This window comes from Metabacillus sediminilitoris, from assembly GCF_009720625.1.
Taxonomy (GTDB): domain Bacteria; phylum Bacillota; class Bacilli; order Bacillales; family Bacillaceae; genus Metabacillus; species Metabacillus sediminilitoris.
Map to the genome: position 1 here is coordinate 3341978 of NZ_CP046266.1, position 13403 is coordinate 3355380.

A 13403-nucleotide genomic window follows, 5' to 3' on the forward strand; every position below is an offset into this window, starting at 1 on the left:
ATTACTTTTAGTATAATAGATACAAACAGTTAATACAACTAGGAGGAATTTCTCATGAGTACAACCTATACAGAAGATCTATTTTCAGTGATTTCAGATCGATCATCAGTTAGACACTACGATCCTAAAGTTACGATTACTAAAGAAGAATTATCTGAAATATTATCATATTCATCAAAGGCACCGTCTGCTTGGAACTTACAACATTGGCATTTTACTGTGTTTCTAAGTAAAGAGTCAAAGAAAAAGTTACTTCCAATCGCATATAATCAAAGTCAAATCGTTGAATCATCAGCTGTTATTGCCATATTAGGTGATCTCGAAGCAGATAAAAATACTGATTTAGTGTATGATCCATTAGTGGATGCTGGATTTATGTCAGCAGAGATTAAAGAAACTTTAGCAGGCCAGATTAATCGTGCTTACACTGATAAAGGTTTCGCAAGGGATGCAGCATTTCTTAATGCATCATTAGCAGCAATGCAAGTCATGTTAACTGCTAAAGCAAAAGGATTCGATTCATGTTCTATAGGTGGTTTCAATAAAGAACAATTCATGAAAGAATTTTCCATCTCAACTAGATATGTTCCAATTATGTTAATTACAATTGGTAAGGCAGTAAAACCAGCACACCAAAGTAATCGTTTGGAATTAGATAAAGTAACAACATGGCTATAACAAGATGCTTACTTAGCAAGTTTTGTCCTTCATATATGTATGAAGGACTTTTCTTTTGTCATTTTTAAATGGCTTAGTACTACATTTACGTTAATTACGAATTTTTTTAAAAGTTCTAATTAATATGTTCTTGATCAACAGTATTTAAGGTAAATTAGCCTGATTCACGTATGCATTAACACCAAAATTTATTTGTTCTATGAAATCATTTATATTTTAAATTATTCTCATTAAAAACGAACCCTTTAAATCCAATTATGACACCACATTAAAAAACAGCTCCAAAAATTAATAACATGAAACATGAAATTAATCTTGTGAAGCTGTATTATTGTTATAACTTTTCTTTTAATTCAGAGACTGCTTTTTCTAATTGTGTATCATTCTCTTTTATTTTTGTTGAGATTTGTTCCATCATCTTAAGTGTGGTATCACCAGTCACTATTCCATCTACCTTTAGATCATGCTGTTTTTGAAATTCTTTTACAACATTTTCAGTTGTATGATCAAAATAACCATCTTCTTTTACATTTTCAAAACCAAGTGCCTTTAACATTTGTTGTGCAGCCTTTACCTCAGGTGTAGCATCACCTAATTTAAGAGTGTTTTCAGGATTAATATAAGGTAAGCTTGCATATGCAGGAAGTTTTGCTTTTATATCAGGTTGGATTCCTTTTTCATGAATCCAAGTTCCATCAGGTGTAAGCCATTTTGCAGTCGTATATTTAACAGATGATGTATCTTTAAATGCCCTCGCTGTTTGAATAGTTCCTTTACCGAATGTTTTTTCACCAACTAACGTCACACCTGCTGACTGTTGTAATGCAGCAGCCATTATTTCTCCTGCACTAGCAGTACCGCCATCTACTATGATAGTTATTGGTAAATCGATTGGCTTTTCATTTTCTGATTTATAAACTTCCTTCGATCCATCATTATTTTCTACTTGAAGAATATTCTTACCTTTAGGTACGAATAATTCAGACATTGCCAAAGCTTGATCCATTAAACCACCTGGGTTTTGTCGTAAATCAAGGACTAACCCTTTGACATTTTTGCTTTGTAAATCTGATAATGCTTTTGCCAATTCATCACCGGTAGACTCTGAGAATTTTGTTATTTGAATTTTTCCGATATTACCTTCAATGACATCAGAATAAACAGTTTCAATTGGGATGGTATCACGTGTAATTGTAAATGATAGCTCGCCTACACCTGCTCGTTGTACCAAAAGATTTACTTTTGTTCCCTTTTCACCTCTTATATCCATTACAGCTTCATTCACTGTCAGACCTTCAACCGATTTATCATTTACTTTTAATATGATATCTTTAGGTTTTAGTCCTGCTTCTTCAGCTGGAGAGCCTTTGATTGGAGAAACAATCATAATGTTTCCATTACTCTCTTGGATTTCTGCACCTATCCCCTCAAAAGAGGATGAAATATTCTCACCAAAGCTCTTTGCTTCTTCGACATCCATATAAACTGAATATGGATCTTCGAGGGATTCAACCATTCCTTTAATTGCGCCTTCCACTAGCTTATCAGAATCGATATCCTTGTAATAACCTTCTTGTAAAATGGAATACGTTGACCTTAACTTTTGAAAAGGGTCATCACCCTCGATATTAACTCCCTTAGGAACAATACTATATGTAATCCCCGCCGTAACAATTGCTGTGATAATAATCGTTACGATTAATTTACTATTTTTCACTGTAACACTGCACCACCTTTATGTATGTTCTTATTATGTCTAAGGAAAATAAAAACGTCAACTTTTATGAGAAAAAGAATCAATTAAGAAAGAACAAAGGTTTGCAGTTTTTCTCACTCCAAAAGACCTGTATTGAAATACTTCCTTATATCTAGAAAGACTTTTTATATGTAGAATACAATGAAACTATGTTAATTTTTTACGATTTCGACAAATTTTACGATACTTTTTTATTAATTAATTGTAAAGTTTATTACAACAATGTAAATAAAGGGGGTTTTTACTTTGAACATAACTGAATACATTGGAAAATCTGACCAAGAAATGATTCATTTTTCATTTTCTTTATTGAAAGATATCGATCATAAAATTTCAAGTAAAACATTTTATTATAAAAATCAAGTGTTACGATATATTAACGATTGCATTGATCACTTTATTCATACGTTACATGTAAAATGTTCTCTTCAAAACATTTACAAAGCCGAAATTCACCATCTAATTAAACGTAAATTAACAGATATATATGAAAAACACCATCTCCTAAGCTGTGTCTAATCACCCGCATTTTGTTTCCGCATAAAGTGTGGAAAGGGAACAGAATGGAGGTTTACATTTGAATTATTTAAATTTGTTATCGACATTGGGTATTGGCGGTGCTCATCCTGGTGGAATATTGTTAACAAAAGCCATTTTTGAGAACGAACGTTTTCCTTTAGATAAAGCAATTCTTGATGCTGGATGTGGAACAGGTCAAACAGCTAGTTATTTATATCAATTAGGCTACGATGTAACAGGATTAGATAAAGATTCGCAAATGATTGAACATGCAAAAAAAAGGAATGAACAGTTAAACTTTCAAATTACTTATTTAAATGAAGATCTTGCGCAAACTTCTATTCCAACTAATACGTATGACATAATCTTATGTGAATCTGTTTTAAATTTCACATCACTTCAACACACATTACCTGAAGTCTTTAGGATATTAAAACGTGAAGGTGTGGTCATTGCTATTGAAATGGTTCGAAATGAACATCTAACAAAAGAAGAAGAAATAGAACTTACGACCTTTTATGGTTGTGATTATATTTTTTCCATTGAGGAATGGAAAGAAGAATTTTTGCAAGGAGATTTATCCATTTATAAAATTCTTTCTTATGAGGATCTACAAATTTTAAATAATGATGAACCAACAACGGAATTTACTCCTATTCATTCAATACCAGAAATCACCTATCAACTTCTTTCCGAACATGAAAGACTAACAAATAAATACCAAAATAAACTATCATATCGGATACTTTTTGCAAGAAAATGCTAAATAAGTAAAATATTATGGATTGGCGTACAATCCTTCCCTCTTCTTCTTTCATAAAATGTGTTGAATGAGCGTAAGGGAGGGAAAAAATTGTCACAACACTATTACGATATATGTTGTAGATATCAAGGTAAAGATGTAAGAATTAACGATAGAAATGGTCGAGTACATGTCGGTAGAATTTTAAAAGTTACACGTAATAAAGTGTATATTGAACCTAGGTTACAAAGAGGCGGTTATGGGATTGGTTTTTACGGTGGTTACGGGTATGGTTATGGATACCCATATGGGATAGGGCTAGGATTTATTACTGGTATTGTATTGGGTGGTTTATTGTTCTGGTAATTAAGAAGTTAAAATTTAGAGGGAAGGCTCTATGCCTTCCCTCTAAATTTTAATCCAAGTGCGAAATCGAGTTTACTTTCTTGTATATTGATATGATCTCATCCATCTTCATTCTGACCAATCCGCTTGAGGATGGGGCAACAAAATCGGTGACCCCATTTATGACACTTTCTTTTTGTTTACCCCAATCAGCCTTATTTCTCTGGCTATAATGAAGATAAACGCCTTTTCCTACAAAAAATGCAATTTTCGGCTTATATTTAGAAATCTTTTGTCTAAGAATTTCTCTTCCTTTTTTATATTCTTCAGATGTGATTTCATTTGCCGATTTTGTCGGACGAGATACGATATTTGTAAAACCTATTCCTTTACTTAATAGGCTTACATCTTCTTCAGGTTTATACAATTTGTCCGTAATTCCTGCTTCGTAGATTATTTTCCAAAATCGATTATGTTTATTTGCATAATGATGACAGACTTCTGCAGAAACTAGACTTGGATTAAAACCTATAAAAAGAATAGTTAAGTTATTATTTAATATATCCATTCTGTCATCCATAATATTGTCACCAACTAGATCTTCTTCGCCTTTTTGAAATATTCTTCTAAAGTCAATTCGTTTTTATATATAACAGAAGCCTGTTCTTTCCCTACATAACGTAAATGCCATGGCTCATATTGATATCCGGTTATGGATTCCTTTCCCTTAGGATAACGAATGATGAACCCTGCTCTATGTGCATTTTCTCTCACCCATTGCCCCTCTTTTGTTTCACCAAATTCTTCTACTATTTCTAGGTTTACACTTCTACTAGAAACATCCATTGCTAAACCAGTCTGATGTTCACTTTGTCCTGGTAATGCAACCGCTTGAAGTGCCTGATCTTCACCTTTATCATTTTTTTCAACATTAAAAATACCTTGTTGTCTTGAATAGGAACGATATCCTGATACTGCAAATAACTCAATGTTATCCGCTTCAGCCAGCTTAAATAATTCTTCCAATGCTTTTGCTGCCTCTTCCCGTAAATATCGCTGAGGAACATCAGCCTCACCAAATGAAAATTCAACATTAGGTGTAACTAAATCTGATGGTTCATACTTTTCTGGGAGGGTATATTCTTTATTAACCATTGCAAGAATATTCGTTGGATTATCAATTATTTGGGATCCATTAGCTTTTTTTACTACATTAAAATATTTGGACTCTAATAAAAATTCTTCATCTATTTGATTACCATTATCATTAATACCAAATACATGATTTTCGTCATCATTTTTTTGTCCAGATTGTTTTATTTCCTGCCCTTGTTGATCACCAATAAAGGAAAATCCTTTTGGTAAAGAAAAACTAGTACACGCTGTTAATGATACTGTTAGAAGCAATACCACACTTGATTTTATATAAAACGACATAAAAATCACCCTATCTTATTTCAATACCTGCTAATACTAACATCAAAACACACTGAAAATAAATGATCTTAAGCTACCACTTTCATTTTTACCTTTTTACCTATAGGTTCAAACTTAGATTGAATCATTTTCCTCCGACAAATTTCGCACCTACTTCTTATATTATGTAGTTTTATGTCGTTTTTTTCAACAAAAAAACGTGTGCTTAGCACACGCTAGTCTTTCTTTATTGCTGCATCTAATGCAACAACGATCATATCATTAAAGGTTGTTTGACGTTCATCTGCTGTTGTTTCTTCACCTGTTAAAATGTGATCGCTTACTGTTAATACAGAAAGTGCTTTACGATTAAATTTTGCTGCAAGCGTATATAATGCTGCTGATTCCATTTCAATACCAAGAATTCCATATTGAGCCCATTTTTCTAATTCAGCGTTATCATTGTAAAACATATCTGCTGTAAAGATATTCCCAACTTTCAAGTTTAACCCTTTTTCTAGTCCCGTTTCATATGCTTTTTTTAATAGCTCAAAATTAGCTGTAGGTGCATAATCAACTCCGCCAAATGTTAAACGATTCATTTGTGAGTCTGTTGAAGCACTCATTGCTAATATGACGTCTCTTACTTTTACATCCTTTTGAATTGCACCACATGTACCAACACGTATTAGTGTTTGTACGTCATAACTTCGCATTAACTCATTTATGTATATAGATATTGAAGGAACTCCCATTCCCGTTCCTTGAACAGATATTCTTTCACCTTTATATGTTCCTGTAAAACCCAGCATCCCTCTTACTTCATTATAACATGTCGCATTTTCTAAAAAGGTTTCAGCGATATATTTTGCACGTAATGGATCGCCTGGCAATAAGACAGTTTCTGCTATTTCATTTTCTTTCGCACCTATATGTACACTCATTTATATTACCTCCTACTTGAATAGATCTAAAAGAGCAAACTAACTATACCATAAGCTTAACCAAAATGAAAAGTTTCTCAAACAAATTCAGACATGATCTGTAAGGAATAACAAGCAATTTTTTACAGATTTAATAGTAGAGATTCCGGACAATCTATACTTGATCTATTTTATAGGAGGCTTTTAATTATGAAAAAAAAATTAGAACAAGCAGTTCAACATGCAAATGAAACAAATCCAAGCTCTCGTAATGGAGGCACTCCACATTTAGAAAAAAGGGCAAAAAAGCAAAAAACACATAATAACAATAATACAAATGAAATGTGAAATGGGGTAAAAATAAATGGGTAAAAAACATCGCAATCGAAATACACCGAAGAAAAATAATCATATCGCTCCTGAAGTAATCGAAGCAGAAGAAATTGCCCATGCAAAAGAACAAACTTCTGAAAAAAGAAAAAATGGCCCTGGTCACAATCAGGAAGCACACTAAATCATATATGAGTGTACAATTTAAAAAGGCTGACAATTGTCAGCCTTATCTTACATTTATACGATTAATTCTTTTCCAATCTTCTGGAAAGAGTTTATAATAAAATTGCCCTTTTTTTCCCTCATCAATTAAAACAATATCCCCTGTGCATATATATCTTGCATTGTAATCAACAGGCATTCGATCAGCTACATTAAACGTTTTGAAAATTTTCTTTAATACATCCTGATGACCATTCCCTTTAAAATAATTACGATAAACATTTTGATAACCCTTTTTCTCTCCAAAATTAGGAGTTTGAAAAATTGTAATATCATATGTTTGTATTCGTTTATTAACTAATAAAGTATACACCAAGTTATTTCTCCCCCCAATTAAGTAATGCTGCTTTTATATATACTTAATTAGAGATATGTTTAAAAAAATCCTTCATCTAAAAACTTCTATTTTTGTCGAATCGTTTATTGATTCTTAAATAAAGAAAGAAAATAACGATAAACCATGCAAAACCTGCACTAAAACCTGCTATTACATCTGTAAGGAAATGTACACCTAAATAAATTCGGCTTATGCCAATTAATACAATCAAAGTCAATGTACCAATTAAAAGCTTATTTTTTTGATTATCCTTTTTAATAAGATGAAGCATTGATAAATAGAAAAGAAAAAGATACATTGCAGTTGAATTCATGGTATGTCCACTTGGAAAGCTGTAATGAGCTGCCTCATATACTGCATTGAAATCGGGACGTTCTCTACTAAAAAGCTCTTTCAATAAATAATTTACTTGCCTTACACTAAATAACATGACAAAAACGAATATAGCAGCTACTACCTTACGTTTGAACAAAAGAAATAAGCCTAAAACAAAACATATTGGTAACATATACTTTAAAGACCCGATGTCTGAAATAAATAAAAAAACGTCTGTTAAAATAGGAAATCGAATTGATTCAAAAAATAACGTTATCTGTGCATCTATTGCTCCAATTATCTCTAGCGGATAAACTAGCGATATAACAATAAATAAAATTAATGCTAATAGAAATAATCTTATCAAATTTATTCCTCCCTCGTCCCATCTACCATCATTACTATGTATTTCGGTTCCGTAAGTATACTGTATATTTGCTTTTAAAACTAGTAATTCCCACGTTTTTTTGGTAATAATACTCTTATTTCATCTACTCTAGCCAAACTATTTAATGTAACCTATTCCATAGGATTCAAAAAACGACTGAATCAATATCAGTCGTTTTCATTGATTTTATTTTTTCATTCCAGTATAAATAAAAATTGCATCTCTTAAAAATTCCGCTGATCCAGGACTGATATGATCATAGTAGGCTGTAAATCTTTCATCATCTACATACATTTGCGCTAGACCTGCATGGGCTTCTTTTGAGTAGCTGTCCCAATAAAAGCACAACCATTTACGATGTAAATCTGCAGCTCTTTGTGCTATTTCACCCGCTGGGTTTCCAGTAGCAAGCGCCTCTTTTAGCGTTTCCATCAGTTCTTCAGATAATTTCTCAACTTCTTCATATTGTTCTTGGGTCATATTTTTGAATTTTTGGTTTGACTTATCGACTTGGTCATTACCATATTTTGCGCGAATTTCTTCACCATATTTTTTTTCGTTTTCATCTATCATTTTCTGTTTAAATCCTTCAAATTTTTCTTGATTTGACATTGTCATTCTCCCTTCTGTTGCAGCTATTGTTTTATCGACATTAGCTATTAACCTATCTAATTGTTCACGTTTCGCCAGAAGTTTTTCACGATGTTCTTTAAGTGCTGATGTACCATCGAAAGAAGGTGCAGTTACAATTTTTTTTATACTTTCAAGGTCTACTCCAAGCTCTCTATAGAAGAGAATTTGCTGCAAACGGTTGACCTCTGCTGTGCCATAAATACGATATCCAGATGAATTGATTCTTGCCGGCTTAAGAATGCCAATTTCATCATAATATCGAAGTGTCCTCGTACTAACACCTGCTAAATTCCCGAGTTTTTGTACTGTGTATTCCATTGCCTTCACCTCCTGACAACACAACTATACACCTTTACGTTACGTCAATGTAAATGGGTTTTCTTAAAAAATAATGTTGTGAATTGAAAGAGGCGTAAACCGTCTTAGCTGGTTTACGCCGCCTAAAATATTTTAGTTATTAATATATTTTTCAAATACTTGACCAAAGTCTTTTTCATGGTATTTTTCACGAGCTGATGTAAGCCAATTAAAACCAAAATCAGTTATCCCTTTAAACGTGTCAGCTAGTTTATTATCATCTGTTCTTGAATTTTGTAAAACTGCTACAGCCTTATCTAAACTTTGTGAAGCAAGATCGATCATAATTCCATTTTCATAGGTTATCTCTGAGATTTGCAGCAATGCTTTGTAAAGATCTTTTAATTGTTCAATTTGTTCTTTTCTTACATCTATATCAAACTGTTGATTACCTAAGTGAAACTTAATCTCGACATCCATATCGATCTTTCCAGCAGTTTCAAGTAGAACCCCGGAAATTTTATGTTGAGAATAAGGATAGCGCTTCAATGTTCTTTTTGATGAAGCAGCGCTTGCACCGTCTACATGGATAATTGCGAGATTTGTAAAGCAATATTCATCAGCTTTTGTTTTGATTAAAAAATATATTTTTTCTCCATCTTCGTGCATAACATAATCATCCGCATCGGTTTTATCATAATCAGAAGGTTGAATAATTGTACCAATATCAGATAATCCTAGTGCATCAGCGGCGATTTTTTTAAACATTTCCATCCCATCCTTATCATAATTAGTTAACTTCATAAGTTGACTTTATCGGTATAACGATTTCTTACTAACTATACTTTTTTAAAATCTCCTCAATCCTATTCCTAAAAGAAGGTAAATCAGATTCATCTAGAGTAAATCGGATAATCGATTCATCCATATCAAATGCAGCTGATAAAAGACCTGTTAAACCTTTTGCACGGCGGTCCACTTCCATCATTATCTCTAGTTTCTTTTCATTTATAGGAAAGAAAACTAATTCGACTTCATCAAATTTTCCGTAATATGTACCTGAAGTCGGGACAAATTCAAATTCTTGGATAAATGAGAGACTATTCCGCAATTTATTAGATGCTGCTTTATTTTTTACATTTCTTATTGTAAATCCTAGTAGTGAAAATACCTTTAATGTTTCATCAACCAAATCATGAGGTAAGACAGTTACCATGTCTTTATCTGTCGGATCCATTGCACCTTTAATATCAACTCCTGTTTGGAGCCATACTTTAGTGGATCCTGCACTAATTGGTGTATTTATTGGCAACTGAAATTGAAATGGAATTGTTTTTGTTGCTTCTGGCATAATGACAAATGGCTCGTTCAGTTTAATTGTAGCTATGCTCGCTTGTTTATGAACGATTTTGTCATCCACTTCTTTTTCGTACGTTGTATTTATTGATAAATATATTTCATCAATATTTTGTTCAATGCTTCCTCCTTTAATTTCAACCATTCCTTCTACAACATCACCAGCTTTAATGGATGATTGAGAAAGTTTCGTATCAACTTTAGCAGCACCAATTCCAATACTAGCTAATACTTTATTAAAAAATGCCATATAGTCTCCTCCACTTATATACATTTTTTTACATCCTTCAAAAGATGTTCCATATCATAATAAGGGTCATCAATTTGAAGCATTTTCCTTAATACTCTTCTTGCATTTCCCGTAATATATAACTCTTCTTCCCAGCTCATTTTCTTCTTTGAAACCGGGACATAGGAAGAATACAGTAAAAATAACAAGAAGTGACCTAATGCGTAGAAATCGCTCTTAAAGGCAACTTCTCGAAATAATTTTTTTTCAAGATGGTCTATTTTTTCCGTGTTATTTTGATCAAGCACATGTCTAGTAAGACCAAAATCAATAATATAATAGTCTTGATTATTTTTTAAAATGTTGGGAATCCTTAAATCTCGATGTACAAATTGCTTTTCATGAATATACTTGACTAAAAGTAAAATAGAATATAACTCTTTAAATGCCTCAGATTCAGAAAAGCTTTGTTTATCTTGGAAAATCAGCTCTTCATATGTTTTTCCATTGAGATATTCCATTACAATAAACTGTTTTTGCTCCTCAACAAATTGTTCATAAAAAGTTGGAAATGCCGGATGGTCTAAATCCTTTAAAATATTTGCCTCACGATTAAATGCAGCAATACCTGCATGATCTAACTGTTTATATTTACGTAATTGTTTCAAGACAAAGATTTGATTAGCTTGATCTTTCACTAAATACGTAAACCCATAGCTACCCTTTCCTAATACATCAATAATTAAGTATTTACCACCAACAATCGTACTCACATCTAAGGGTTTCTCACTAATTTCAATGATTTTTGTGAAAAGCTTATTCATTTAACTGCTGTATGAGCTAAAGAACCCGCTTGAACGGTGTTTTTTCTTATAATATTGGTGGCCATATTTAGATGGATTTTTGTGCCCATATTTTCTTTTTTTAAAATCACTTGAGCTGTAATGTCGATGATGGGAAGATTTATCTGATAGGAGTGATTTAAGAATTTTACGTAACATAGATGATCCCTCATTTCGTTTTAATAGTTTATATACGAGTGCGAATTTCAAAAGTTTCATTTTTCTACAAATTATTATAAACATAACATGAAAACACATAAATGAAGCTGACATATTAGTTAAGCACAGAAATTCTCATCTAAACTGTTTTTGAGAATTTTCAGGCTCTAACTAAAAAGTCAGCCATAATTTACATTCTTTTGAACTTTTCCTTCTAGTCTTCTTCCTCAAAATCTAAATCTTCATCGATAATACATTTGTTAAGAAGATAATCAAACGTAATATCAGCTAGTTCTTCAAGCTCATTTTTTCCTGGCACAAAGCCCCTTTTTGTGAGCTCATTGTAAAAGAACTCCGCAATCTCCTCTGTATCAATAATTACTTCAATTTCCTTCACAATATCGCCCCCCATTTATTGTTTATGTCCTTATAAAAGGACATATGTCATTTAAATTAAAATCTTTTTCTTGTTACTAATCTTCTAATATTTAGAGAAGAAAATTTTAGAATATGGAATAAAAGTTAAACACTTTCATATAGATGGAATTAAGTGGACAAGCTTAATTTAAGGAGTGAAAGATATGTTAAAACAGGTTTCTACTAATTACGGTGTGATTGAGAAGGTAGATAAAGAAAATAATAGATTCATTCAATTCATTGATGGTAAGGAGTTTGATTTCGTTTTACAATTAATTCTAAAATGGCTATTTAAAGGCATCATCATTTTTTGCCTTCCATTTTTTTGCTATATGCTAATTTGCTTCCTCATTTAATCATCTGAATCTAAATTATGATATCTCATCAAGCTTTTTAGAATTAAGTTCATCATCTCCTTGTACTCAGGATCTTGGAACATTAAATACAATGTCTTATAGTCATTATATATATCTAGTAATTCATCAATCATTTCATTCAGATCATCATTGTCATTCTTTGGATAAGCATCTGAAGTAAGTTGTTTTGTAATGAGGGAAGAAAAATATTTATTTTCATCTACTAACATGTTATTTAAGTGTAGCTGTTGTATAAATGTTTCAGCTTCTTGATTACTGATCATTAGGCTCATTTCATCTTCTGTTGCTTCAAGCCATTCTCCATCAGACATTCTTGTTAATTCATATGTTAGTTCTTCCCAACCATCGTCAGCATATCTCCAAATTTCGGTTCTGATTCCAACTATTCGAAATAATGAGCCACCATACCCTTTTACAAGGACAATATCACCGATTTGATAAAGAACTTCTATACTGATTTTTTCAGTTTCTATTATTGTACCTTCATATTCCGAAAATAATTGCAGAGCGTTTTCAAAAAACAAAATATCTCCATGATTTACCTCATAGACAAAATGTTGATCCACTTGATGCAGCTTCGTTACCGTTCCAACTGTCCCATACATAATAATCACGACAATGTCCCCTATACTAAATTTCGGTCTATTTTTACTTGACATTGTTCATCTCTCCTTTGTCGTGATTATGGGGTAAGATAGTATATGCTGTATTTCAGAAATCGTCATGGGTAATTTTTTAATATGAATAGTTTGTCTATATATGTAAATCAACTTATTTTCGATCCAAAAATGTATAAAATAAAAAACATATAGGTAACTTTGCTAAGTTATCTACATGTTTTTTATTGAAACTTATATTTGTTTTACAATCTCATTTTGATAACCATCCCAAGCTTTATCGAATACAGACACACTTGTTAAATACGTCCCATTCATTTCTAAATATGAGCTTAGTTCATCATAGCTTACTGAACCTTTTGGAAAGCTATGATCAAGATATGCATCATTGGCAAATTTCGAAATCTCATCCACTGGTTTAGGGTGACGAAATTTCATTAAATAGTGATAAAAGGATTTCATGTATCATTCCCCCTTTATAGAGATTTTTTTCATTATAGCT

Annotated in this window: 19 protein-coding genes; 6 read left to right on the top strand and 13 right to left on the bottom strand. The window is 32.1% G+C overall.

Translation table 11 applies throughout. The annotated features are described in order from the left end of the window. Positions 1 to 54: 54 nt before the first annotated feature. Positions 55 to 678, top strand: coding sequence for a nitroreductase family protein (locus tag GMB29_RS15840; RefSeq protein ID WP_136358003.1), 624 nt, complete (start codon positions 55 to 57; stop codon positions 676 to 678). A 334-nt stretch (positions 679 to 1012) separates the two neighbouring features. Here GMB29_RS15840 and GMB29_RS15845 read toward each other — a convergent pair whose 3' ends face one another. Further along, complete coding sequence (locus GMB29_RS15845; RefSeq protein ID WP_136358005.1) at positions 1013 to 2395, bottom strand: S41 family peptidase; 1383 nt, start codon at positions 2393 to 2395, stop codon at positions 1013 to 1015. Between the two features lie 285 nt (positions 2396 to 2680). Between GMB29_RS15845 and GMB29_RS15850 the strand changes: the two genes are divergently transcribed. The 3 genes from GMB29_RS15850 (at position 2681) to GMB29_RS15860 (ending at position 4061) form a co-directional block, all read left to right on the top strand. Then, complete coding sequence (locus tag GMB29_RS15850) at positions 2681 to 2953, top strand: hypothetical protein (RefSeq protein WP_136358007.1); 273 nt, start codon at positions 2681 to 2683, stop codon at positions 2951 to 2953. A gap of 58 nt (positions 2954 to 3011) precedes the next feature. Then, positions 3012 to 3719 carry a class I SAM-dependent methyltransferase gene (locus tag GMB29_RS15855; RefSeq protein WP_168733957.1) on the top strand — a complete coding sequence of 236 codons (708 nt, stop codon included), beginning with the start codon at positions 3012 to 3014 and terminating at the stop codon, positions 3717 to 3719. An 87-nt stretch (positions 3720 to 3806) separates the two neighbouring features. Further along, positions 3807 to 4061 carry a hypothetical protein gene (locus GMB29_RS15860; protein ID WP_136358136.1) on the top strand — a complete coding sequence of 85 codons (255 nt, stop codon included), beginning with the start codon at positions 3807 to 3809 and terminating at the stop codon, positions 4059 to 4061. 49 nt (positions 4062 to 4110) lie between these two features. Here the strand turns inward: GMB29_RS15860 and GMB29_RS15865 are convergent, their stop codons facing one another. The 3 genes from GMB29_RS15865 to deoD all read right to left on the bottom strand — a co-directional run bounded on the left by GMB29_RS15865 (position 4111) and on the right by deoD (position 6400). Beyond that, positions 4111 to 4620, bottom strand: coding sequence for a mismatch-specific DNA-glycosylase (locus GMB29_RS15865; RefSeq protein ID WP_136358011.1), 510 nt, complete (start codon positions 4618 to 4620; stop codon positions 4111 to 4113). A gap of 14 nt (positions 4621 to 4634) precedes the next feature. Beyond that, a complete protein-coding gene (locus GMB29_RS15870) occupies positions 4635 to 5477 on the bottom strand; it encodes a M15 family metallopeptidase (protein WP_136358013.1) in 843 nt (280 codons plus the stop codon). Between the two features lie 215 nt (positions 5478 to 5692). Further along, positions 5693 to 6400 (bottom strand): purine-nucleoside phosphorylase, encoded by a 708-nt coding sequence (gene deoD, locus GMB29_RS15875; protein ID WP_136358015.1) that lies wholly within the window; start codon positions 6398 to 6400, stop codon positions 5693 to 5695. A gap of 189 nt (positions 6401 to 6589) precedes the next feature. Between deoD and GMB29_RS27065 the strand changes: the two genes are divergently transcribed. Together GMB29_RS27065 and GMB29_RS27070 are read left to right on the top strand one after the other, a co-directional pair. Further along, positions 6590 to 6727, top strand: a complete 138-nt coding sequence (locus GMB29_RS27065) for a hypothetical protein (protein WP_168733958.1) — start codon at positions 6590 to 6592, stop codon at positions 6725 to 6727. 16 nt (positions 6728 to 6743) lie between these two features. Then, positions 6744 to 6893, top strand: coding sequence for a hypothetical protein (locus GMB29_RS27070; RefSeq protein WP_168733959.1), 150 nt, complete (start codon positions 6744 to 6746; stop codon positions 6891 to 6893). Between the two features lie 45 nt (positions 6894 to 6938). On the opposite strand, the gene GMB29_RS15880 is transcribed toward GMB29_RS27070, so the two are convergent. From GMB29_RS15880 to GMB29_RS15920, 9 genes are all read right to left on the bottom strand, one after another. After that, positions 6939 to 7247: a YodL domain-containing protein gene (locus tag GMB29_RS15880; protein ID WP_155443960.1), complete on the bottom strand. Its 309-nt coding sequence runs from the start codon at positions 7245 to 7247 to the stop codon at positions 6939 to 6941. Between the two features lie 79 nt (positions 7248 to 7326). Further along, on the bottom strand, positions 7327 to 7953 hold the full coding sequence (locus tag GMB29_RS15885) for a phosphatase PAP2 family protein (protein WP_136358020.1): 627 nt from the start codon (positions 7951 to 7953) through the stop codon (positions 7327 to 7329). 207 nt (positions 7954 to 8160) lie between these two features. Next, positions 8161 to 8925 (bottom strand): MerR family transcriptional regulator, encoded by a 765-nt coding sequence (locus tag GMB29_RS15890; RefSeq protein ID WP_136358022.1) that lies wholly within the window; start codon positions 8923 to 8925, stop codon positions 8161 to 8163. A gap of 132 nt (positions 8926 to 9057) precedes the next feature. Next, positions 9058 to 9672 (bottom strand): PH domain-containing protein, encoded by a 615-nt coding sequence (locus GMB29_RS15895; protein ID WP_136358024.1) that lies wholly within the window; start codon positions 9670 to 9672, stop codon positions 9058 to 9060. Positions 9673 to 9739: 67 nt separating this feature from the next. Beyond that, the gene (locus tag GMB29_RS15900; RefSeq protein WP_136358026.1) at positions 9740 to 10510 is read right to left on the bottom strand and encodes a sporulation protein; all 771 of its coding nucleotides are present in this window, start codon (positions 10508 to 10510) and stop codon (positions 9740 to 9742) included. A gap of 14 nt (positions 10511 to 10524) precedes the next feature. Beyond that, entirely contained in the window at positions 10525 to 11262 is a 738-nt protein-coding gene (locus tag GMB29_RS15905) for a serine/threonine protein kinase (protein WP_227551371.1), read from the bottom strand. A gap of 442 nt (positions 11263 to 11704) precedes the next feature. Beyond that, a complete protein-coding gene (locus GMB29_RS15910) occupies positions 11705 to 11887 on the bottom strand; it encodes a YozD family protein (protein WP_136358030.1) in 183 nt (60 codons plus the stop codon). 372 nt (positions 11888 to 12259) lie between these two features. Continuing rightward, positions 12260 to 12943, bottom strand: coding sequence for a hypothetical protein (locus GMB29_RS15915; protein ID WP_136358032.1), 684 nt, complete (start codon positions 12941 to 12943; stop codon positions 12260 to 12262). 192 nt (positions 12944 to 13135) lie between these two features. Then, complete coding sequence (locus GMB29_RS15920) at positions 13136 to 13363, bottom strand: YozE family protein (protein WP_136358034.1); 228 nt, start codon at positions 13361 to 13363, stop codon at positions 13136 to 13138. Positions 13364 to 13403: the final 40 nt, after the last annotated feature.